Below are 22563 nucleotides of genomic sequence, written 5' to 3' on the forward strand. Positions count from 1 at the left end.
TAAGCTTAAAAGTTCAATTGCCTTCTTTTTGGCATTTTCTTTGTTCATTTGCTGATGTTTGATCAGTACTTCCATTATTTGCGTTCCAATACGCATTGTAGGGTTCAAGGATGTCATTGGATCTTGGAAAATCATACTCATTTCTTTTCCACGGATACTTTCCATCTCTTTATCTGTTTTTTGAACAATATCTTCCCCATTAAATAAAATTTGGCCGCCTTTAATATGTCCTGGAGGCATTGGAATCAATTTCATTAATGTTTGCGAAGTTACACTCTTACCTGAACCAGATTCACCCACAATTGCTAATGTTTCCCCTTTATATAAATCAAAGGATACTCCACGGACTGCCTGCACTTCTCCTCCATACGTATGGAATGAGACTTGTAAATCCTTTACTTCTAATAATTTTTCCATTTATCTCACTCCTTACTTACGTAGTCTTGGATCAAGAGCATCTCGGATTCCGTCTCCTATAACATTAAATGCAAAGATTGTTAAACAAATAAACATTGCTGGGAAGAATAAGCGCCATGGGTAATATTGCATCGCACCAATTCCATCATTGGCCATTGTTCCCCAACTAGCTAATGGAGGCGTTAATCCTAAACCAAGATAGCTTAAAAATGCTTCTGTAAAAATAGCATTGGGAACAGTTAGCGTTAACGTAACAAGGATAGGTCCCATCGCATTTGGAACTAAATGCTTGCTCATAATTCTTGAGACTCCTGCTCCTAATGTTCTGGATGCTAAAATATATTCTTGACTTTTCAAAGATAATACTTGTCCGCGAACCATGCGGGCCATATTGATCCAGCCAGTAATACTCATCGCAAGAATCATTGTCCAAATCCCTTGTCCAAGCACAACCATAAGAAGGATTACAAGTAAAAGGTAAGGAATTCCATACAATACATCTGCGATACGCATCATTGCTTCATCAGTCTTTCCACCTTTATACCCTGCAATTCCTCCCCAGATTACCCCAATCACTAAGTCAATAAATGCTGCAGCAATCCCGATAAATAGAGATATTTTTGCACCATACCAAATGCGTTCAAACATATCCCGTCCCAGTTCATCTGTTCCAAAGAAATGCTCTGCACTCGGAGGCTGATTTGTTTTTGATAAATCATTTTCGTAATAATTATATGGAGTTAAAAGTGGGCCAACAAAAGCCATAATGATTAAAAGAATTAATATAACAAGTCCAAATACTGCAAGCTTATTTTTCTTAAAACGGGTAAATACATCTTTCCAGAACGATAGACTTGCTTTTGATATTTTTTCCGATTCTATGCTGCTATTGCCTACTATTTCAAATTTATCTTTCGATATTTCTTGCATCTTTACTCTCCTTTCTTCCCGCCCGATAATTTAATTCGTGGATCTATTAATCCGTACAATAAGTCGACAAGAAGAACAGATACTAACAGGATAATACTATAAAAGACAGTTACTCCCATAATAGCTGTATAATCACGGTTGTTTATACTTTTAACGAACTGTGATCCAAGCCCTGGAATACCGAAAATTTTCTCAATAACAAAACTTCCTGTAACAATCCCTGCAGATAATGGTCCCATATAAGAAACAACTGGAAGGATTGCATTACGGATTGCATGCTTAACGGTAATATTAAAGCCGCTAATTCCTTTTGCTTTTGCCGTTTTAATATAATCATTGCTCAATACTTCTAACATAGAAGATCTAGTTAAACGAGCAATAAAAGCTGTAGGTCCTGCTGCTAATGCCAGTGCGGGAAGAACACTTTGCGAGAAAGTTCCCCATCTTGCTACAGGAAAAACCCCTAGTTTCATAGCAAAAATATATTGTAAAAAAGCTGCCATTATAAAGGATGGTACCGAAATACCTAATACAGCAACAATCATTGCTAAATAATCTTGCCATTTATTATGTCTTAATGCTGCAATTACTCCTAATGTAACACCAATTGCTAAAGCAATAAAAATGGCTTCTAATCCTAATACTAACGAGACTGGGAAGCCTTCATTAATTAATTGATTAACTGTCTGACTCTTATATTTAAATGATGGACCAAAATCCCATTGAACCACTCGTAGCAAATACTCTCCATATTGAACATACCAAGGTTGATCAAGACCATAATGGGCATTTAAATTTGCTTCGATTGCAGGCGGCATTTTCTTTTCCGATGTAAACGGGTTACCCGGTGCCATCCTCATGAAGAAAAACGTAGCTGTAATGATTAACAATAGGGAAAGTGCCATAAACAGCAAACGTTTTGTCAAGTACTTTATCATGGTTTTACCTCCATTTTTTTCTAAAACAATGCCAATTAGAAAGGAAGAGGATGTCTTAGGGAACGAGCTTTACTTAAAAGTATCACTCATTAAATAAGACAGCCTCTTTTTATTTTGGCTTTCAGCTACATGAAAGGTTTTTCTGTTCCAAATATAGCCTTATAATGCTTCTTCTAGAATATACTTTTCTATTTAGCATTAGAAAGAGAATAACCAAACATGATCAACAGATATAGCCATTCCTTTTATTATTCAAAGTGTGCCCATTTTAATTGAGCTTCGCCTAAACCTGAAATTACTACATCTTTAAGGTTTTCTTTTTGTACCCATGTATTTGTATAGAAATATACAGGGGCGATTGGAAGTTCATTCATTAAAATAGTTTCTGCATCTTGTAATAATTGTTTGCGTTTAGCTTCATCTGTTTCTTTTTGGGAAGCGTTAAGAAGTTTTTTGTATTCTGCATTTTCCCAACCAGTATCGTTATTTCCTCCGTCTGCATCACGGTACAATTCTAGGAAATTAAATGCGTCATTGTAGTCACCAGACCATGACATACGGCCAATCTGATAGTCGCCTGCATCAATTTTTTCTAAATAAACTTGCCATTCTTCGTTGTCTAATTCCACATTAATACCAAGGTTCTTTTTCCACATATCTTGAACAGCTTGCGCAATCTTAGCATGCGCTTCACTTGTATTATAAGATAATGTGATAGTTGGTAAATCTTCTACACTAGCATAGCCTTCTTCTTTCAAGCCCTTCTCAAGAGCTTCTTTTGCTGCTTCGATATCATTATCTTTAAAATAACCTTTTTCATTTTCTTCGAACATTGTTGGAGGTACAACTGCCATAGCAGGAATTTGTCCACCTTGTGTAATTTGATCAACAATCGCTTGGCGATCAATCGCATATGTTAATGCTTTTCGAATATTTTCATTGTTAAATGGCTTTTCTTCGGTATTGAATTTATACCAATAAGTTCCTGCAATCGCTTTGATATTTAGGTCGCCATTGTCTTTTAAAGCTTTAATAGAATCAGTAGGCAATGAACCAAATGGTAAACCTGCCCAATCTAATTCATCATTATCAAACATGCTTAATTCTGTTGTTGGATCTTCTACCATTGACATTTCTACTGTTTCTAATTTAACTGTGTCAGCATCCCAATAGTCTTCATTCTTTTCTAAAAGAATAGACTCACTATGATTCCACTCTGTCATTTTGAAAGGACCATTTGTAACATAGTCATCTCCAGCATCTTTATACCAATCTGGATTTGCTTCAGCTACATTTTTATTCACTGGGAAATAAGTATAGAAAGCTAGTAACTGTAAGAAATAAGGTGTTGGATTTACCAATGTTACTTCTAAAGTCTTTTCATCTACTGCTTTAATAGCAACATCATCAAGGCTTCCTTCACCATTATTTGCTGCTTCAGCACCTTGTATCGAATAAAGTTGATACGCATATTGAGATTGATTCTTAGGGTCAATTGCCCATTTCCAAGCATATTCAAAATCTGCAGCTGTTACAGGATCATCATTTGTCCATGATGCATCTTCACGAATTTTGAATGTATAGGTTAACTGATCTTCTGAAACCTGAATATCTTCTGCCATAGCAGGCTGAGGAACTCCATCTTTATCAATACGAGTTAATCCTTCAAATGTTTGAATTAACACTCCACCTGATGTTGAATCGGTAGCTAATGCTGGATGTAAAGTCGGTGGTTCTGAAACAATATTCAGACGCAAGCTTTGTGATGATTTATCACTTCCACCTTTGTCATTACCACATGCAGCAAGAAAAGCACTTAGTACAAGCACTAAGCTCATTAGTACAAGCATTCTTTTTCTCATGTAATTACCCCCTAAATAATTTTCCTCAAATGGAACTTCGAAAATAGCTTTCCCATTCTAAACCTTAGAATACACAAGCAATCATTTCCTAAATAGTCAGTTAATTAAAAGAAATGACTATTAATTGCATAAAAACGATCTTAAATGAAAACTCCCATACATAGCGCACATATTATTATTCTGAAATAACTTTTTCGCTAATTCAAACTTTTATGTATTCTTATGTGTTTAAATAGTCTGAAATATTACTACCTAATCCATTCGTAATGACAATTATATAGTTGGAATATTTTTTACGCAAGAACTATGTAGAATTTTGTAGAATAAAAACAAATCAGAAATATACAAATCTACTGAATAATTATATTAATATAAATTTATCCGAATTATTATAATTGACAAAATATATAAATCATTCTCTTTTGCTAGCTATCCTTGACCCGCGCTTTATCCTTACTCCCCACTTTCCTTTAGCCACACTTCTCCTTTATGAATTTAGACTTTCTCCTTATTCATTTGAAATTTTCCTATAGAAAAAATACAATCTTTTAGAAAACAGCCTTTGAATATCAACTAATCATGCTAAAATGGATATAATAATGATTATAATTTAGTTTCTGGGTTCTCTTTTTCGACTCTGTTAGCCTGTTAAATTGGTTTAAGTGTTAACAATAGCCATTAGAAGCCTAGTAAATGGAATAAACCGTTTGTTTAGGTGAAGCCATTCAACTAAACAGACGTGTCTAGAATACATATTGGAGGAAGTATTTATCATGAAAACAATTTTTTCTGGGATTCAACCAAGCGGTACTATTACATTAGGAAATTATATTGGTGCCTTAAGTCAATTTGTCGAACTACAAGATGAATATAATTGTTTCTTCTGTATCGTTGATCAACATGCTATTACGGTACCTCAAGATAGAATGGTACTAAGAAATAATATCCGCAGCTTAGCAGCCCTTTACATAGCAGTGGGGATTGATCCTAATAAAGCTACCCTCTTCATTCAATCAGAGGTGCCTGCCCATGCCCAAGGAGCTTGGTTAATGCAATGTATCTCCTATATTGGCGAATTAGAGAGAATGACACAATTTAAAGACAAATCGACAGGTAAAGATGCTGTTTCTGCTGCGCTATTAACCTATCCACCATTAATGGCGGCAGATATCCTTTTATATAGTACGGATATCGTTCCAGTTGGAGAAGACCAAAAGCAACATTTAGAATTAACTCGTGATCTTGCAGAGAGATTTAATAAAAAATACAATGATATCTTGACGATTCCTGAAGTGAGAATTCCAAAAGTAGGTGCAAGAATCATGTCTCTTCAAGATCCTACGAAAAAAATGAGCAAATCCGATACAAATAATAAAGCAACCATTACTTTACTGGACGAGCCAGCAACCATTATTAAGAAAATTAAAAGTGCTGTAACGGACTCAGAAGGGGTTGTAAAATTCGACCGCGAAAACAAGCCAGGCGTTTCGAACCTTTTATCCATTTATTCCATCCTTTCAGGAGAAAGCATTGGAAGTCTTGAAGCAAAATACGAAGGCAAAGGCTACGGAGACTTTAAGTCAGATTTAGCAAATGTTGTTGTTGATGCATTAAAACCTATTCAAGAGAAATATAACGAATTAATGAATTCTACTGAATTGGATGATATTTTAGATACAGGTGCAGAAAAAGCAAATAAAGTAGCAGGTAAAATGATTAAGAAGATGGAAAACGCGATGGGGTTAGGTCGTAAACGCCGTTAATTAATTCCTGTAGAAACAATGAAAAAGCCCGATGAATTTTCATCGGGTTTTAGACTGTAAGTAAACTAGTCATATTCACAAAGCTCAATTTTTTATTGTTATCTCTAAACTGACCACTCTTAATTTACCTTCGGGCCATGCTCCATTTCCCATAGCTTTTCAAAAAACGGCTGACCTTTTATAATATTCTCACAAAAATGCTCATGCTTTTTTGACCAACCATATTTTGTACTTTCATATAGTTCATTCCATGCATGTTCAAACTCTAAATGCTGAATTTCAAAATAACGCTCCGGGCTCCATTCAGTGTACCAATAACGAACCTCTGCCACATTTTCAGAAGAATATAGTTGATCCAATGCCATAAACAACAATTGCTTTAATTGTCTTTCTTTTCTCGTTAATCCATTCATCACATGTGGCTCAGGTGATAAAATATGGAATTCTTTCTTTTCTTCGTTGTTTTGAAAGTTATAATAAATTGTTTCTTGATTTTCAAGCAATTCATACGCCAATTGTTCTTGTCTAGGTATCATTCGACTTTTACGAATTGGAACAGAATAGCCTATTGTGTCTACTACTAAAAGTCCAATTCCATCAGAAACTACAAAACAATAATCTAATTGAATTCGTTCATGATTTTTTCGTAGATATGCCTTCTGATAAATCTCTTCCAATAATTGTCGTGGTAGTTCCGCCAAATCGTTTTCTATGTAATTAAATAAACAAGAGTCTACCTTCAATAGCGGAACTTGATCCAATAATTCAACACCGTCATCTTTTCTCCATTCATGAAAGTGACAAACATTATATCCGTTTTCTTCCCCTTCAAACCAATTTACCCAAACATCATGAAGATACTGCATATTTTATCCCTCACTTCAACAACTGTTTGTCCATAAGTATTGGCAGAGCGTAGTAAATTTATTCCTATTTTCAAAGGATTATTTTTAACCCTCGTTTTATTCTGGAAAATAACTATCTTATTTTTAGTGTCTCCCAATCTACTTGTGGAGCTCCCCTGCTTGCTAAGTCGACAAGCGTCAATGTATATTCAGGCTGTTTTAGTATTTCTCTTATTAGAGGTGTAAGGTATTTTCTTACCTTCTTCTAACTTAGTATCATAATATGTACAAACTTTCGTATACATGTCACTTTTATATCATTTCTACTACCATTTTTTCAGTCGTGTCATGCTAGTAAAATTGAATTCCTTTACTTTTTCTTGAAATAACGAAATAGACGAGTAGCTTTTCCACTCGCCTTCGAAAAATTATATGGGTATCTATTTATAAAAACACTTCACTTTTCATTGTAAAATGCATTTTTTCTGCTATTTTTTTCTTGGAATGATAATTATTAACTAGATAGAATCCTGAATTATATCCAATCATTCGTGGATAACGTCCATATCCATACAATAATTGATCATGTTTCTCTTCCGTTTTCTTTACATCTAAATAATCCTTTAGCTCTTTATCCCAAAATCTCTTTATTGTATCTTTATCATATATAGAGCACCAGCTTGCATTATAAGCTTCTCCACAGTTTTCTTTAACAGCGAGCTCCGCTAATCCTTCCATTATCATGGAATCTAATAAGGTGTAATCCTCTATTGCTTTTTTTTGATAATGTATGCGGCATACATGGTGATATTCGTGAATAAAAAGGGCTTCTAATTCTTTATCGTCTGTCACTTCTCCAATAAATAAAAAAAGCTGATTAGGAAACGATACTCCAGACTTATTGTCCTCTGCTCTCCAAGACGTCTGAAAAGGAAAAAGATAAACAGGCACATCTGGTCCATTCCATTTTTTCTTATACTTTTTAAAAAACTGATCTATTTTACTCCAAGTTTCTAATTCTTTCATCTTCTCAAACGTTTGTTTAGAACGTCTTGATGGCTTATACATTCCAAATCTCATTAAATACTGATAAATATTTTGAGCTTCCTCTTCATCAAATGAGGTCTTAAAATGTTCGCATATAGAAGATGGATCATAAAAATGATCCTCTAACCATTTATTTGTATCGATTACCCCCACCAATATTTCCCCTTTTAATTCATTTTATCCAGTTCAATTAATCAGTATATGGATGCAAAAAATTTAGGTTCCAAAGGGGGGGCGGATCTTCGTATAAAGCTTCTTTCAATTAAAAGAGGAATATCCCATATTAAATCAGCTCTCAAGATTTATCCACTTTTAAATATGGATTTACATCTATCTACTCCGATTCTTCTTTAGATATCCCTTTATTATTAAATAATGCTCTATTATCTATTTGTATCTTTCATAATTCTGCTTCCACAGCCACAAATAATAGAGTGCTTTAATCGTTTTATTGGCTGTTTACACTCTAAACAAAGGACCATATTTTTTCTTTTATGGTTTTGAACACTGTTCACAGGTCCCATAGAATTGGAGACTATGGGAGCTGATATGGAATTTAGATATGGATTTCGCAAATGCTTCTACCTCCCTTAACGTTGGATACCAAATATCCACTATCTCTCCGCAACCACTACAGACAATATGATAGTGTTCCTCTTTTTTCCATTCATATTTACTTAGTCCTTCACCAAATTGTATTTCTTTTAACAACTCTAATTCCATGAATAAATGGACATTATTATATACAGTTGTAATACTTACTGAAGGCATATTCTCATTTAGGACATGATAAATTTCATCTACTGTCCAGTGTTTATTGTCTTTAGAAAGTATATTAATTAATTCTAGCCTTTGTGGCGTTAAACGAACATTTTTTTCTTTTAACAGGTTTTTAGCCTTTTCTATACTTAGCATAGAATTCTTCCTTTCTACATAATATCTCCTTAAATACTAGTTTCTTTATAAAGAAAGCGTTTTCTTTTAATAGTAATTATTTCCAAATTTTTTACAGTAAATAATAGAATTATAGTTTTAATTATATACACTTTATAATAATAGTCAATATTAATTTAAAATTATTATAATTAAACCTTTGATTTGTTTATTTTGCAATAAAAAAACTGTTAGAATCTGTCTAATTATTATGACAGATTCTAACAGTTTTACGATGGATTATTTCGCGGAAGTTTGCTTTCGCAATTAAACCTAACAGGTTCGTTCCACTTACAGTTTAAATGAATAATCGATTAGCAAAATCAATAAAAATCATTTCAAAATCGGCTAATCATTTATTGATATTTTTTAAACACAATTGTAGCGTTATGGCCGCCGAAGCCTAATGAATTACTCATTGCTACATTTACTTCTTGTTTTCTGTGGGTATTAATTACATAATCTAGATCGCAATCTGGATCTGCTGTTTCGAAATTAATAGTTGGTGGTAGAATACTGTCTCTTATTGCTAGAACGCTAAAAATAGCTTCAATTCCGCCTGCTGCACCTAGTAAGTGACCAGTCATTGATTTTGTTGAGCTCATTGGAACTTTATAAGCATAATCTCCAAATACTTCTTTAACAGCCATTGTTTCAAACTTATCATTATATGCAGTGCTTGTACCGTGTGCATTAATATAAGAAACATCTTCTGGCGCAAGTCCTGCATCATTGATTGCCATTTTCATTGCTCTTGCTCCACCTTCGCCTCCTGGCGCAGGTGAAGTAATATGATACGCATCTCCAGTTGAACCGTATCCAACTATTTCTGCATAGATGTTAGCACCTCTAGCTAATGCATGCTCTAATTCTTCTAGAACAACAATTCCTGCTCCTTCTCCAATAACAAATCCATCTCGATTTGCATCAAATGGTCTACTTGCTGTTTTAGGATCTGGATTAAAGGATAAAGCGGTATTTGCACAGAAGCCAGCTACGGACATTTTTGTAATCGGCGCTTCTGCCCCACCAGTAATCATTGCATCAGCATCTCCACGCTGAATAACTTTAAATGCATCACCGATAGAGTTTGTTCCAGTTGCACATGCAGTAACAGTACAAGAATTTACTCCTCTTGCACCTAATGTAATAGATACTTGTCCTGATGCCATATCTGGAATTAACATCGGTACAAAGAAAGGACTTACTCTTTTATATCCTCTTTTTTGAAACATTTCATATTGATTTTCGAATGTTTCCATTCCGCCAATTCCAGAACCAATCCACACGCCAATACGAGGTGCGTTTTCATCTGTTATTTGTAAATCGGCATCCTTTACAGCCATCATGGAAGCTGCAACTGCATATTGAGTAAAGCGATCCATTTTCCGAGCATCTTTTTTATCCATAAAATCTTCTGGATTAAAGTCCTTTACTTCTGCAGCTACCTTTGCTGGATATTCATCGGCATTAATTCTTGTTAGTGGTCCAATTCCTGAAACACCAGCAACAATATTATCCCAGGTAGTAATCGCATCATTACCAAGTGGTGTTACAGCACCAATACCAGTAACAACTACTCTTCTATTTGTACTCATGTCCTATTCTCCTTTTTTCTATATTTATCATCAAATTAGTTGTATATTCTCACTTTACACTATTGGAGTTTTTTTTATTTCCCCCAACGCATAGCAATTGCTCCCCAAGTCAAGCCTCCACCGAAGCCGACCATTACAAGCACATCATCCTCTTTAATTTTTCCTGCCTCTAATTCTTCCACTAATGAAATAGGAATAGATGCAGCACTTGTATTTCCATATTTATGAACCGTTTTGGATAGTTTTTCTTCTGGTAAATCCAATCTTTGTCTAGATGCTTCCATTATGCGAATGTTTGCTTGGTGTGGGATAAGAAAGTCTACATCTTCCTTAGACAATCCTGCTTTTACCAATACATTTTCACTGCTTTCACCCATTTGACGAACTGCAAATTTAAACACTTCTCTACCATTCATGTAAATATAGTCGTCATCATCTAAATAAAGATGTTTTCCGCCAGAACCATCTGCTCCTAATTCAAAAGAAAGGATTCCTCTTCCTTCTGAAACTTTGCCTAATACTGCAGCTCCAGCTCCATCTCCAAATAGAACAGCTGTATTACGGTCTTCCCAGTTTGTAATTTTGGAAAGCTTCTCTACTCCAACTACTAACACATATTTATAGACACCTGTATCAATAAATTGCTTCGCTGTTACCATACCATACATAAAGCCTGCACATGCAGCACTTAAATCCATTGCAGCGGCTTTTTTTGCACCTAATTTTTCTTGAATCATACAGGCAACAGAAGGGAATGACTGATCGGGAGTAACAGTTGCTACCATAATCATATCAATATCTTCTGGATGAATGCCAGCATCGTCAATTGCTTTCTTTGCTGCAGCTAATGCAATATCAGATGTATCTGTATTGTCATCTGCAATTCTTCGTTCTTCTATCCCTGTTCTTGTTCTAATCCATTCATCATTTGTATCGACCATTTTTTCTAAATCAAGGTTTGTTAAAATTTTTTCTGGAAGTTCACGGCCAATACCAATTATTCCTGTACCCAAAGCTTTCAGCTCCTTTATAGTCACCGGTTATCCGGTATGTCTCTCTTTTTTGACTGTTATATGTTTAAAGGCAACAAACTTTTTGAAACAGTCTTTCTTAATAGTTACGAAAAAAGATTGCAAATTTTACTCGCAGTCAGAATACAATTCGCTATCTTTGGAAAGGTACGATTAGCCTATAGTCATTTTCATTCCTCAGAAGTCTACATGTATTCAGCTTGCCCAGTAATCTAAAGACAAAAGCCAATGTGTTTCTATTAGTTTACCCTAAATTGTCCAATATGGTCTTATAAGAAGGATAAAACTACATTATTACAGTAATATATTATTATCAATTATTATGACTTGGTACTAATTTTATCAAATTCCTCCTCCCTTTTGCAACATATTTTGTTTTCTATTACATTGGTCTAAGCATTTACCAATTTCGATTCATAACCTAATTAAGAGCACCAATAAAAAAGAGTGTTTAATGGAGGAAGAAAAATGGATGACTATAAAAATGAAATCAATAAAGAGAAAGATTCAGATCACATAACAGAGAAGGAACAAACAGAAGTCGATCACTTCTCCATGTTTATGTTTGGTACAAACCATCGTTCCATAAGAAAAGAACAGGTCGAGCATATCCAACTAAATGAAGAAGTGTCCTCAAACAATAGGAAAGTAAAGGGCGATGCTTGGATTCTTGGGAGGGGTAATGATAACGCAACTAAACATATAGAAGAAAAAGAAGAAGAAAATACAAACTTTGAAGCAATTGCAAATTTCCTCAATCAAGTCGACCTTGAGCTACTTATGAAAAATGTAGATTTGTTTATGACATCAGCTAATGATTTAAAACCCATTTTCAAGAAAATAACCCCCTTCATAAAGAAATGGATGGATTAATAGTAACAACCTGATTGTTTATTAATCCATCCCCTTTTTTATATACTATTTAAAGGATTAGATGATTCCACATAATCGTAACCCATTTGCAATACCATCCTCATTATTACTTGTTGTAACATAGGTGGCTGACTTTTTAACAATATCAAATGCGTTTCCCATTGCAACTGGATATTTTACAAGCTCAAACATTTCTAAATCATTTAATCCATCTCCAAATGCATACGTATTTTCAACAGAACAATTTAAATGAGTTAGCAGATACTCTATGCCTGTAGCCTTTGACTTGCCAGCAGGATAGATATCACATCCATAAGGTGAATTTCTTATAAACTGAAAATGTGGAAATTTCTCTTGATAATAAGCTTCTTCACCTGGTTCACAGAATAGTAACATTAAATGAATGGGTTCTTGATTGTACAAGCCATCATTTATAGGAGGATATTTTCCACCTACTCTTTCATAGTTCTTCCTAATTAGAATAGAGCCCTCATTTGTAACACAAATCTTTTCCGCATTATAAAATGCCATTTCATGTCTATTTTTCATTGTATCTAAGTGTAATTCCTTTACCTCTTTTACATCTAATGGATTTTCATAAATTACGGTTCCTTTATACATTACATACTGTCCATTCATAGCAACTACTGAATTGATACCTGTAGCTTCTAATATATATCCTATTTCCATTAGTGTTCTACCTGTTGCTATAATAGGCTCCACACCATTTTCCTTTAACTTTTTTATTGCCTCTACCGAACTCTCTGACACCGTAAGTTCACTAGTTAGAAGCGTTCCGTCTAAATCAAAAAAAACAATCTTATTCGTTTCCATTCTTGTTTCGCTCCAATCCATTTTTACTTAAGAAGGAGATTCCCTGCCTCATTTCCATACGTTTCCTTCCACTGGCTCTGAAAAACTTTAACATCTCTAGCTGTTGCTGGAAAATCAATCAATTTTTCTATTATTTCTGGTGCCACAGTTATTGTATGAGCTCCAGATAAACAAGCTTCATAAACTTGTTGTACATTTTTAAAACTCGCTGCCAACAACTCTGTACTCATTTTATGTATAGTAAATAGAGTTGCTATTTCACTCACTACACGAATTCCATCTCCTGATAAATCATCAATCCTGTTCACATAAGGTGCAACATATTTTGCTCCTGCTTTTGCAGCGATTAATGCTTGAAATGGTGTATAAATGGTTGTGGCTAATGTCGGTACATTTTTAGCAGTCAATGTCTTTATTGCTTTTATTCCTTCTTCTGTCACAGGAATTTTAATAATTGTCTTCCCTGGGATCATTGTCTGGAAATACTCAGCTTCCTTTACAATCTCACTAGCATTATCTGCAATAACTTGGATAAAAAGTTCTTTCTCTTCCCCTATTATTTTTCGAATATCTTGGAGAGCTTGAATGTAATGATTTTTCTCTTTTACAAGAATAGAAGGATTTGTTGTTACACCAGCAATTGGATAGTATTCGTTCATTCTTTCAATTTGGTCAAGATTTGCTGAATCAATATAAAGCCTCACGGAATATTTCCTCCTTAAAAAAATCTAGAAAGTAAAGAATTAAAAATAGGAGATTCCCCTTCATTATCTAATCATGCAAATTATTTTACTTAACTCATTGCAAGGATTAAAAATTCTAGTTGGAAATCTCCTATCCTATCTTCTTACTCTGAAACTATTTTTAATTTAGTACCGATTTCAAAAGCTGGCAGATCTTTCTCTTCCATATAAAGAGTACCAGGAAGTTCAGGATTAGTGGATCCATCAAAGCGTAAAGTGATATGACCCATGGACGTTAAATTTTGTTCTACAATGTCACCGACAGATGTTATTTCAAATGATTCATCATTTATCATTAATTTCTGGCCAGGTTTTATCGTATCCTCAACCCCAACTACTTCAATTTCGTAGCAGAATTCTGCTAATTCTTTCGGTGCTCCTTCTCCAAAAAGAATAATCATCTTTTCTTCTAAAAAGGTTGTGGCTAATGGCCCTATGCTATTGATTGTATTTTCGTAAATTGTTTTCATCTTATTCGGCATATTTATAATGCCATTCGCCTCCATTCACTATTTGATCGCTTACATTTCATTTTTTTAATTACTATATAATCCAAAGCTTGCTAACCAAGCAACAAACACTCGTGGTACACCTATTAAAAACCTCGAATATAATACGGATGGAACTCCAACCTCCACTGTTTCCGCTTCAGCCTCAGCTAGACCTAATCCAACTGGAATAAAATCTGCAGCACACTGTGTATTAATTGCAAACACCGCAGGCAATGCTAAGTTTGGCGGGATATTTCCCTTACCGATTTCAACACCTATTAGTGTCCCGATAATTTGTGCAATTACTGCTCCAGGCCCTAATAAAGGAGAAAGAAATGGTAGGGAACAAATAAATCCAATCAACAATAGACCAATAAGATTTCCCGCAAGCGGTGACATTAATTTAGCAAATAAGTTTCCTACTCCTGATCCCTGAATGATACCAATTAATAAGGATACAAAAGCCATAAATGGGATAATTGTATTGATTAATGTTTGGACAGCTTCACGACCAGCCTGATAAAATGTGCTAATTACTTTTCCTGCGCCAAGTCCTATTTTTGTAAGAAGTCCTTGTTTATGATTTTCCGCCAAAGTTTGCGAGATTTTTTTATCCGAGCTATATTTATACTCTTTCTTAGGTGTGTCCTCTTCCTTTTCTACTGCACTTGCATTTTCCAAAATAGCTGTATTTTCTACAAGTTCAATTTGATTTAGGCCAACTGCAGAGACATAAATATCTTCTGTTATAAATTTTGCCAATGGACCACTTTTGCCTGTAGGCATTATGTTAATCGTTGGAATTCGTTTTTGTGGGTAAATTCCACATCTTAATGTTCCACCACAATCAATGATAGCAATGGCAATCTGCTCATCAGGTACTGATGTTTTAAATCCGTTTACTGGCTCAGCCCCTGTTAATTCTACAATTTTATCTACAATATCCGGCTTTGCTCCTCCACCAGTAATATACACAATTTTATTTTTCTGCTCGGTTGGTGTAACAGTCAGTGGACCACCAAATCCACCATTACCTTTTTTTATTTTTATAGTTCGATAATGTGTCATGTTGGAATCCTCCATCTTAATGATTTAATTTCACTTCGGAACTTAGTTTAATTCCTTGCTGTTTTTCTACCATTTTCGTTGTAAAATCAGTGATCCAGCCTGCGAAGAAATTCATAACCAATCCTACAAGGAAATATCTGACCGCTAGATCTGCCGTGCTAAAGCCTAATTGTTCTATTCCTGCTGCAATTCCTAAGAAAATAAATAGCTCACCTGGGTTAATATGAGGAAATAATCCATTACTTGTGTGACAGAAATAAGAAGCAGATGCATAGTAACTAGGTTTATATTTCTCTGGTAAAAATCTGCCTAATGATAATCCCATTGGATTCCCTAACATGAATGTTCCTAATAATGGCAAAACTAAATATCTTAATAAGGGATTTTTTGAAGATGCCGACGCTAAACGATTGATGCGATTCTCACCTATTAATTGAATGATTGTATTCATTGCTACGAGTAGTAATAACACTACTGGCACAATACCTGTCATCCATGAAATAAATGTCTCTGCTCCAGTATCAAATAAATTTCTAAATCCTTCAGCAAACTTAATGATATAATCCATGAATTCCACCTCTTGTTATTTTTTTAATGAAACGGCATTTTCTGCACGTATCATCATTCTTTTAAAGAAACTATCTTTTTCTGGTACTACTCCACCACTCATAATAATCTTGTAGTTATTTGAGGCATCTAAAATCGCATCCCTTAGTAATTTATTGCAATGCTTTAAATCCTCATCTTTTAAATTTCTAATATTTTTATCAATAAAGCCTGGTAAATCTCGAAACTTAGCCATTACAGTTACCCCTTGCATTTTTTTTGCCGCAAGGATTCTCCCATTATTATTGATTGCAAATAAAACGATTGTTCCTGCTCGAATTCGTCCAGGTTTCTTTCCAATTGCTACTTTTCCAATTCTTCTCAGTTCGGAATAGCCCTTAGTAAAATGTTTAATCTGTAAGAATCCCAACCCCATTTGAATCACAAATGCTCCTGCAATAAAAAGCATGATAATAATTAGTTCCATTCTTTCACTTCCTAACTATCCTTCTCTACTCCATCATCGAGATAAAGACATAGATCTTCATATTTTTTTACGGCAATCAACTTATTCACCAATTTTGTATTAGAAGATAAATTTATAATTTCATCATAAATTTTCACTAATAGACTAGCATCATATTCTGTATTTTCAGGAAGTGCTAATAGAAATACTATCTGTAATGAATGATTATCCTGCCAGACTGTTTCAGGAAAAACCCCTATCGCTAGCTCTATTTTGTCAGACTGATAATTAACGGTATGTGGAAGAGCAATATGTTTGTCAAATATCATGGACCCTTTTTCTTCTCTTATCTGTAATCTTTGCTTGAATCCATCATCGACATAACCATTTAAGACTAATTGATCAACCATCCTATTTAGATTATCTGCATAATTTTTCGTGTGATCCAAAATAAAGAATTTCTGTTTATTCAGTAGTAATTTAATAACGGACTGGGACCCTGTAATACTATTTTCCTTTATTTTAAATTTATCTAAGTAAGTGATACGTTCAATTTGTTTTAATACCTTTTTCTCATCAAAAATTTCATTTAGGATAATGAGTGGTGTTTGAATATTGTAAGATAAATTAACAGTTGAGAAGACAATATCATACTTGTTTAATTTATTCATATTGATTTCATTCTCAGAAAATATATCTATTTTAGTATTGGTATTTAAGATTCTTTTCAGCTGCATTGCGACAATTTTCGCCGTTCCTCTACCCGTTCCACATACGATTACAACCTGTTCTAATTTATTTAGGTTGTCCTTATTACTTTCGATAAAAACACCGAAATACAATGCGATATATCCAAGTTCCTCTTCTGAAACCTTCATACCATATTCTTTTAAAATTCTTTCCCCTGCTATCTCTGACATTTGATATGCTAAAGGATATTTTTCTTTGATGTCATCTAACAAGGGATTTTTCAATTGGATATTAAACATTAAACGGTTTATCATGAAAGTAAGATGATATTGTAAATCCTTGTAGAAATCTCCACTTTCTTTTACCGTTTTTAAATTAAACCCTAAATAAATGATGATATTATCTAATAAATTCGTAATTTCCTGTGTGACTGTAATTTCTTCAATGGAATGATTATTCGTCGGTGTCCTTCTCCCTACAATCGGGAGTGCAAGAAAAAGAATTTCATTTCTAGGAATCTCAATAGATAATTTCCTCTCCAGTACCTTTGCTATTTCTAAGGCTATATTGAAATCTGCTGAAAATAATATCTTTTGGTATTTATCATCCATTTCTTTTATTGAATGACCTTTTAATAGGCGATCAAGCATAATAATAATGGACTGAAGTATCCTATCTCTTGTACTTATCTCGAAGTCGTAATAATTGGCAATTTTTATTATTTCATCTTTAATATCTTCATCCATTGGGTCTTCTGTAAACAAAAAATGAAATAAATTATCCAGGATAAAAAAGCGCAAATCTATTTCTCTTCCCTTTAAGTACATTCCTTTGTTTTGTTTTCCCTTAATAGCAAGATTATACGTTTCAAGAGCTACTGATGCTTTTTTTAATTCATTTACTAACGTTGTTCTTCCTACGTTTAACCGAAAGGCCATTTCATCCATTGTGATAATTTCATCATCATTTAATAACATATCGATAACAGCTGCAATCCTTTTTTGAGGAGAATCAACCTTCTGTGAGAGATTATTAAGCTGTTCTATCATCATATTAAGTTTTTGCTGATCACTGATTTTCAGAAAAAACCCTTTCCCTCTTTCATTAACTAATTCTGCTATACCAGCTAACTCATTATTAAATTGATTTATTACTATTCGCACTGTTCTTGTACTTACATCCATTTGCTGTGCAAGATACTCTAAGGAACAATACGTTTTTTTACTTGTAATTTTAATTAATTGCTCTATACGATTACTTGTACGTAAATCAGTCATTCCTATTCCACACCCTTATATCTATGTTGCTCATATATGCACAATGCTTATATTCAATTTTACTAAATATATCATAAAGCGCTGGTGAATAAGCTGATTTATTAATTAATCGTAAGTTTGTTAACCACGTGATTTTCCACCTGATATATTAAAGGTTGTTCCTGTGATATAACTAGCTCTATCCGAAGCAAGATAGGACACTAAATCACCAACCTCTTGTAATGTACCTTCTCGGCCAATTGGAATTGATTTACTATAATCAGTTGATAAACCATCTACTGTAACGCCCCTCGTATATGCTAAAGCTTCATTATAAGCATCCGTGCGTAATCCTGTTTTTTCTAATATTCCTGGAGCAATTGCAACTACACGAATATTATGTGGCCCTAACTCTTTTGCCCAAGCACGAGAAAATGAAATTAGTGCTCCTTTAGTTGCAGAATAGCAGCTCTGACCCGCTGATCCTTCTTGACCTGCTTCAGAAGCAACATTGATAATTACCCCTTTACCTTGCTTCAGCATTTCCTTTGCTGCTGCTTGCGCGCAAAGGTATGGACCTTTTTGATTAACAGCAACCATAAAATCAAAATCTTTTTCACTTAATTCATATTGGGGTTTTTCCCCTTTTACATCGACTAACAATCTTGGTAAATTAACACCAGCATTATTTACTAAGATATCAATCTTTCCAAACTGTTCAACCGTCTTAGTAACCATTTGATTGACGCTTTCTTTATTTGTCACATCACATTTAATAAGATAAGAACCGTCTGACTGTGGTCCCTCTTCTCCGGCTACATCCGAAATAATTACCTTTGCACCATTATTAACTAACTCTTTTGCAATGGAGTAACCAATCCCAGAAGATCCTCCAGTTACAATCGCTACTTTTCCTTCAAGGTCTAGCCAAGTATTATCCATCTATTTTTCCCCCTCATCATTAAGCGTTTTCATTTCTATGTTTTAAGTATAAAACGCATCCTTTATTACATTAATACCTATATTTGCACACAACCGTGCAGAATGTTGTATTAATTAATTTCCCCACCAGCTTTTGAAGCTTTTTTTCATTCGATATATTGATGTAATCTTTAAACTCCTTTTATTCCAAATAAAAAATCATTTTTTCTAAAAAAAGCACCTAGTCTTTCTTTAGAAAAAATGATTTTTAACTTACCTATTTTTTTATGATTGTGTTTCCACTTAGACATTCCATGTCATTCTATGCTGAATAAATGAACTTTGCTTTATTTGCCTTCATCTATTCCTCATTTGGCAACTTGCCTGTCTTTTTATACTGTTCCACATCTTTCTTCAATGCTTTGATAAAATCTTTGTCTACATTTGGACTAAATTTGCCCAAATAGATGGTAGCTTCTTTCATTCCACAGGTGTGATTACCTGATTGAAGTTTTCCTTCATTAAATGCAGTGGCAGTCTGTTCGTAAATCTTAGGGATATCTTGAACTGTACTTGTTAGTACCGTATACTTTCCTATGTTAGATTGATCAGAAATATATCCAATTGCATGGAGCCCTTTTTCTTTAATTCTCTCTACTATTTCCACATTAAAACCATCGCCTACAGGATATACAATGTCCACATTCTGATTGATTTCATCCTCTAACAGGTTCTTCGCCTTTTCTCGGTCATCCCAATCATTTACAAATTTTTTTATGACTTTTGCGTTTTTATTGACATAGTTGACTCCATCTTCAAACCCCTTTACTTCCTCTTGCCATTCAAAAGACCCAATTATGCCAACAGTATTCGATTTTGTCATATGTCCAGCTACCATCCCACCAAAGAAACCCATTGGATAATTTTCAAACTTAATATTAGTTGTATTTTCTTTTGTTGACGGTTCTCTTCCATTTAAACTTACAAAATGAATAGATGGATACTTAGAAGAAAGAATATTAAAATACTGAACAAAATCACTACCATGCCCAAAAATTAAATTAACACCTTTTGCCTCAAATTCTTTTACTGCTCTTTCCGTTACGGTATAGGAATCAATCGACTCTTTATAAAAGACATCGACATCCAATTTTGTATGAATATTTAACAATCCCTTATATCCTTTTGTTCCCCACACTTGATCACTTACTGTTCCGCTTACGAGGAGACCTACTTTTTCAATCTTTCCTTTTTTACTAGTATAGCCATTCAAAAAAAGGAAAAGAAAAAGAACACATACAATGAGAGGAATGATAAGATACATCTTTTCCCTCATTGTTTTTTTCCGTATGTTCATTAATACTCTTTTCATTATTATTACTCCTATAATACTATTAAATTCTATATAATAAATGATGTTTTTTCTGTTTATCAAGGTTCTCTGAAATGCTACATTTATTTATTACCATAACCTCTTCTAATCTTCCGGAGTATTCTACATCTTTTTTAATTGTTTTAGGTATATCCCATTTTAAATGTTCTAAACATCTTTGCCAATGGTTTATTACATTACTTTTTAATAGAATATCATTATTTTGTCCGATGTTTGTCTGTTTTACTACTGCCATTACCGCATCTTCGATAAAAATTGCGTCCATTGGACATTCTCGGAAACTAATGTGAATAGCTTCCTGCTCTTTTCCTTCTATTACCTGTTGAAACAAGAAATCACTTGGCTGCCATGGTCCATATAATGTAGGCATATGTATGATCTGAGTAGTATTATCCAATTCCTCTTTAATGGAATTGAATAGCTCCCTTTCTTTTTCTACAGACATAATATTTACTAAGAAAACAAGCTTTTTATTGATAGGAAACTTACTACGATTAAAAATCTGACTTCTAATCATCCTATACACAGATTGTAGATTTTCCACTGTATAGAGATCATAAAAAAGACAATCAATTTCTGGATCTCGGAGTATAGAATCAACTTGATTCCAGCTTATTTCACTGTAATTAGCATTTCTTCCTATCTCCATTCTTTTATCTTCTATATCATTTACATCCATGTTTGGAAAGGATACACCAATTATCTCCTCTCCTTCATCTAACAGTGCCCCGCATATATGAAACCCGAGAAATTGATATGCACCGAAAACTACTGCTTTCTTCATAAAAATCCTCCCATAAAAAATTACTTAATGTATTCATATGCATCTAAAAAGGTAAATATTTCGTAATGCCTTATGAATACAAGGTAAGTTATTCATACGCAGCGAACTATTTCCGATTAGAAAAGCTAAAGATGCTGTTCCATTAGCATATAGCTACTAGAACAACATCTTTTCTTTCAAAGTTTTTTTTCATACTTTCTAAAAAAAGTAGCAATCTGTTTTGGCATCGCACTTCTTTTTTCTGGTAAAACATATGAGACGAAAATGGGCAGATTTTTTTCTTCCCAAATAACAGAAGCTTTTTTTAATGTATGAGACTGATAATAGGATCTGCCATTTTGCAAAATTTGGATAATTTTTGTTGGTGTGTCGGTCTCCTCTAACTGATACTCCTTTTTATCCTTTAATAAATCCAATAATTCATGTTTATTTGTATTAAAAGCTATACTGATTTCATTCGTTAATTTCTTAATAAAAAACTTATGCTCTTTTTCCCTTTCTAAATGTTCTTTTAAAGATAGAATAGGGTTTAACAAAACAACCGAACGTATATTATCCTTCATTTCCATCATGAAGCGAATAGCTGTCAGTGCTCCCATTCCTTCTGCAATGACATGGATTCGATGATTCAGTATTTCTGTTCGAATAATATGTTCATATAATCTTTTAGCTAATTGTAAAGCTTTTTCACTTCCCCAATTTTTTCCGTATAAATTGGAATAAAAAATGGTATAACCATTATCCAATAATGATTCAATTAAGGTTCGTTTTCCTTCATTTTGATTCCAAAAACTATTTGTATCTGTTACAAAATTCCTTTCGTCTCCTATAATTAAGATACCGAAACCATTAGGTCGATGAGGATAGTGTATCATGTTCCATTCGGTATCTAACTGGAAGTTCCGGTTCTCCATCTCAAAAACTCCTTTTTAGCATTTTCCTTTTAATAATGTATGTCTCTTTTATTAAAATGTAAGGGAGTTTGCCTATATTCTAAGAAGAAATGCGGAGTTACATGACCAAATGGCAATGATTCACCTTATCCTTGCAGCCTGAAAAATAGCTTATTAACATTCGCAGGAATACAATTTTATGAAAAAGTGAAAAATTTAAGAAAGGTATTTCATTCACATT

General features: G+C 33.8%; 22 protein-coding genes. 2 read left to right on the forward strand and 20 right to left on the reverse strand.

What is annotated here, in order from left to right; translation table 11 throughout:
• The 4 genes from RTL21_RS09130 to RTL21_RS09145 all read right to left on the reverse strand — a co-directional run.
• A partial coding sequence (locus RTL21_RS09130) for an ATP-binding cassette domain-containing protein (protein ID WP_312095493.1) occupies nucleotides 1-417 on the reverse strand: 417 nt, incomplete at its 3' end.
• Between the two features lie 12 nt (nucleotides 418-429).
• Nucleotides 430-1347: an ABC transporter permease gene (locus RTL21_RS09135; protein WP_312095495.1), complete on the reverse strand. Its 918-nt coding sequence runs from the start codon at nucleotides 1345-1347 to the stop codon at nucleotides 430-432.
• Nucleotides 1348-1349: 2 nt separating this feature from the next.
• A complete protein-coding gene (locus tag RTL21_RS09140) occupies nucleotides 1350-2285 on the reverse strand; it encodes an ABC transporter permease (protein WP_312095497.1) in 936 nt (311 codons plus the stop codon).
• A gap of 248 nt (nucleotides 2286-2533) precedes the next feature.
• Nucleotides 2534-4147: a peptide ABC transporter substrate-binding protein gene (locus RTL21_RS09145; protein WP_312095499.1), complete on the reverse strand. Its 1614-nt coding sequence runs from the start codon at nucleotides 4145-4147 to the stop codon at nucleotides 2534-2536.
• A 773-nt stretch (nucleotides 4148-4920) separates the two neighbouring features.
• Between RTL21_RS09145 and trpS the strand changes: the two genes are divergently transcribed.
• The gene (gene trpS / locus RTL21_RS09150; RefSeq protein WP_312095501.1) at nucleotides 4921-5910 is read left to right on the forward strand and encodes a tryptophan--tRNA ligase; all 990 of its coding nucleotides are present in this window, start codon (nucleotides 4921-4923) and stop codon (nucleotides 5908-5910) included.
• 119 nt (nucleotides 5911-6029) lie between these two features.
• On the opposite strand, the gene RTL21_RS09155 is transcribed toward trpS, so the two are convergent.
• The 5 genes from RTL21_RS09155 to RTL21_RS09175 all read right to left on the reverse strand — a co-directional run bounded on the left by RTL21_RS09155 (nucleotide 6030) and on the right by RTL21_RS09175 (nucleotide 11346).
• The gene (locus tag RTL21_RS09155; protein WP_312095503.1) at nucleotides 6030-6776 is read right to left on the reverse strand and encodes a YjbA family protein; all 747 of its coding nucleotides are present in this window, start codon (nucleotides 6774-6776) and stop codon (nucleotides 6030-6032) included.
• 423 nt (nucleotides 6777-7199) lie between these two features.
• A complete protein-coding gene (locus tag RTL21_RS09160; RefSeq protein ID WP_312095505.1) occupies nucleotides 7200-7955 on the reverse strand; it encodes a DUF2268 domain-containing putative Zn-dependent protease in 756 nt (251 codons plus the stop codon).
• Nucleotides 7956-8294: 339 nt separating this feature from the next.
• Entirely contained in the window at nucleotides 8295-8717 is a 423-nt protein-coding gene (locus RTL21_RS09165) for a Fur family transcriptional regulator (RefSeq protein ID WP_312095507.1), read from the reverse strand.
• Nucleotides 8718-9091: 374 nt separating this feature from the next.
• Nucleotides 9092-10333 carry a beta-ketoacyl-ACP synthase II gene (fabF, locus tag RTL21_RS09170; RefSeq protein WP_312095509.1) on the reverse strand — a complete coding sequence of 414 codons (1242 nt, stop codon included), beginning with the start codon at nucleotides 10331-10333 and terminating at the stop codon, nucleotides 9092-9094.
• A gap of 74 nt (nucleotides 10334-10407) precedes the next feature.
• The gene (locus RTL21_RS09175; protein ID WP_312095511.1) at nucleotides 10408-11346 is read right to left on the reverse strand and encodes a beta-ketoacyl-ACP synthase III; all 939 of its coding nucleotides are present in this window, start codon (nucleotides 11344-11346) and stop codon (nucleotides 10408-10410) included.
• Nucleotides 11347-11832: 486 nt separating this feature from the next.
• On the opposite strand from RTL21_RS09175, the gene RTL21_RS09180 reads away from it, so the two are divergent.
• The gene (locus tag RTL21_RS09180; protein WP_312095513.1) at nucleotides 11833-12237 is read left to right on the forward strand and encodes a hypothetical protein; all 405 of its coding nucleotides are present in this window, start codon (nucleotides 11833-11835) and stop codon (nucleotides 12235-12237) included.
• A 57-nt stretch (nucleotides 12238-12294) separates the two neighbouring features.
• On the opposite strand, the gene RTL21_RS09185 is transcribed toward RTL21_RS09180, so the two are convergent.
• The 11 genes from RTL21_RS09185 to RTL21_RS09235 form a co-directional block, all read right to left on the reverse strand.
• Nucleotides 12295-13071 (reverse strand): Cof-type HAD-IIB family hydrolase, encoded by a 777-nt coding sequence (locus RTL21_RS09185; RefSeq protein ID WP_312095515.1) that lies wholly within the window; start codon nucleotides 13069-13071, stop codon nucleotides 12295-12297.
• 23 nt (nucleotides 13072-13094) lie between these two features.
• Nucleotides 13095-13775: a transaldolase family protein gene (locus tag RTL21_RS09190; RefSeq protein ID WP_312095517.1), complete on the reverse strand. Its 681-nt coding sequence runs from the start codon at nucleotides 13773-13775 to the stop codon at nucleotides 13095-13097.
• Between the two features lie 143 nt (nucleotides 13776-13918).
• A complete protein-coding gene (locus RTL21_RS09195; RefSeq protein WP_312095519.1) occupies nucleotides 13919-14284 on the reverse strand; it encodes a PTS glucitol/sorbitol transporter subunit IIA in 366 nt (121 codons plus the stop codon).
• 66 nt (nucleotides 14285-14350) lie between these two features.
• Nucleotides 14351-15373, reverse strand: coding sequence for a PTS glucitol/sorbitol transporter subunit IIB (gene srlE, locus RTL21_RS09200; RefSeq protein WP_312095521.1), 1023 nt, complete (start codon nucleotides 15371-15373; stop codon nucleotides 14351-14353).
• A 16-nt stretch (nucleotides 15374-15389) separates the two neighbouring features.
• The gene (srlA, locus tag RTL21_RS09205) at nucleotides 15390-15941 is read right to left on the reverse strand and encodes a PTS glucitol/sorbitol transporter subunit IIC (protein ID WP_312095523.1); all 552 of its coding nucleotides are present in this window, start codon (nucleotides 15939-15941) and stop codon (nucleotides 15390-15392) included.
• Between the two features lie 15 nt (nucleotides 15942-15956).
• Nucleotides 15957-16406, reverse strand: coding sequence for a transcriptional regulator GutM (locus tag RTL21_RS09210; protein WP_312095525.1), 450 nt, complete (start codon nucleotides 16404-16406; stop codon nucleotides 15957-15959).
• An 11-nt stretch (nucleotides 16407-16417) separates the two neighbouring features.
• Nucleotides 16418-18352 (reverse strand): BglG family transcription antiterminator, encoded by a 1935-nt coding sequence (locus RTL21_RS09215; protein WP_312095527.1) that lies wholly within the window; start codon nucleotides 18350-18352, stop codon nucleotides 16418-16420.
• Between the two features lie 120 nt (nucleotides 18353-18472).
• A complete protein-coding gene (locus RTL21_RS09220) occupies nucleotides 18473-19273 on the reverse strand; it encodes an SDR family oxidoreductase (protein WP_312095529.1) in 801 nt (266 codons plus the stop codon).
• A 340-nt stretch (nucleotides 19274-19613) separates the two neighbouring features.
• Nucleotides 19614-20576, reverse strand: a complete 963-nt coding sequence (locus tag RTL21_RS09225) for a BMP family ABC transporter substrate-binding protein (RefSeq protein ID WP_483870166.1) — start codon at nucleotides 20574-20576, stop codon at nucleotides 19614-19616.
• 70 nt (nucleotides 20577-20646) lie between these two features.
• Entirely contained in the window at nucleotides 20647-21429 is a 783-nt protein-coding gene (locus tag RTL21_RS09230) for a hypothetical protein (RefSeq protein ID WP_312095533.1), read from the reverse strand.
• A gap of 176 nt (nucleotides 21430-21605) precedes the next feature.
• Nucleotides 21606-22343, reverse strand: a complete 738-nt coding sequence (locus RTL21_RS09235) for a hydrolase (RefSeq protein WP_312095535.1) — start codon at nucleotides 22341-22343, stop codon at nucleotides 21606-21608.
• Nucleotides 22344-22563 lie beyond the last annotated feature (220 nt).

The organism is Niallia sp. (assembly GCF_031978665.1).
Lineage (GTDB): Bacteria > Bacillota > Bacilli > Bacillales > Cytobacillaceae > Niallia.

What these genes read in the sequence shown, in the direction of transcription:
- RTL21_RS09155 (WP_312095503.1), bottom strand. Translation starts at nt 6,776, where the DNA reads ATGCAGTATCTTCATGATGTTTGGGTAAATTGGTTTGAAGGGGAAGAA.
- RTL21_RS09235 (WP_312095535.1), bottom strand. Translation starts at nt 22,343, where the DNA reads ATGGAGAACCGGAACTTCCAGTTAGATACCGAATGGAACATGATACAC.
- fabF (WP_312095509.1), bottom strand. Translation starts at nt 10,333, where the DNA reads ATGAGTACAAATAGAAGAGTAGTTGTTACTGGTATTGGTGCTGTAACA.
- RTL21_RS09230 (WP_312095533.1), bottom strand. Translation starts at nt 21,429, where the DNA reads ATGAAGAAAGCAGTAGTTTTCGGTGCATATCAATTTCTCGGGTTTCAT.
- RTL21_RS09140 (WP_312095497.1), bottom strand. Translation starts at nt 2,285, where the DNA reads ATGATAAAGTACTTGACAAAACGTTTGCTGTTTATGGCACTTTCCCTA.
- RTL21_RS09180 (WP_312095513.1), top strand. Translation starts at nt 11,833, where the DNA reads ATGGATGACTATAAAAATGAAATCAATAAAGAGAAAGATTCAGATCAC.
- RTL21_RS09165 (WP_312095507.1), bottom strand. Translation starts at nt 8,717, where the DNA reads ATGCTAAGTATAGAAAAGGCTAAAAACCTGTTAAAAGAAAAAAATGTT.
- RTL21_RS09210 (WP_312095525.1), bottom strand. Translation starts at nt 16,406, where the DNA reads ATGGAACTAATTATTATCATGCTTTTTATTGCAGGAGCATTTGTGATT.
- RTL21_RS09185 (WP_312095515.1), bottom strand. Translation starts at nt 13,071, where the DNA reads ATGGAAACGAATAAGATTGTTTTTTTTGATTTAGACGGAACGCTTCTA.
- srlE (WP_312095521.1), bottom strand. Translation starts at nt 15,373, where the DNA reads ATGACACATTATCGAACTATAAAAATAAAAAAAGGTAATGGTGGATTT.
- RTL21_RS09215 (WP_312095527.1), bottom strand. Translation starts at nt 18,352, where the DNA reads ATGACTGATTTACGTACAAGTAATCGTATAGAGCAATTAATTAAAATT.
- srlA (WP_312095523.1), bottom strand. Translation starts at nt 15,941, where the DNA reads ATGGATTATATCATTAAGTTTGCTGAAGGATTTAGAAATTTATTTGAT.
- RTL21_RS09195 (WP_312095519.1), bottom strand. Translation starts at nt 14,284, where the DNA reads ATGAAAACAATTTACGAAAATACAATCAATAGCATAGGGCCATTAGCC.
- RTL21_RS09225 (WP_483870166.1), bottom strand. Translation starts at nt 20,576, where the DNA reads ATGTATCTTATCATTCCTCTCATTGTATGTGTTCTTTTTCTTTTCCTT.
- RTL21_RS09135 (WP_312095495.1), bottom strand. Translation starts at nt 1,347, where the DNA reads ATGCAAGAAATATCGAAAGATAAATTTGAAATAGTAGGCAATAGCAGC.
- RTL21_RS09145 (WP_312095499.1), bottom strand. Translation starts at nt 4,147, where the DNA reads ATGAGAAAAAGAATGCTTGTACTAATGAGCTTAGTGCTTGTACTAAGT.
- RTL21_RS09220 (WP_312095529.1), bottom strand. Translation starts at nt 19,273, where the DNA reads ATGGATAATACTTGGCTAGACCTTGAAGGAAAAGTAGCGATTGTAACT.
- trpS (WP_312095501.1), top strand. Translation starts at nt 4,921, where the DNA reads ATGAAAACAATTTTTTCTGGGATTCAACCAAGCGGTACTATTACATTA.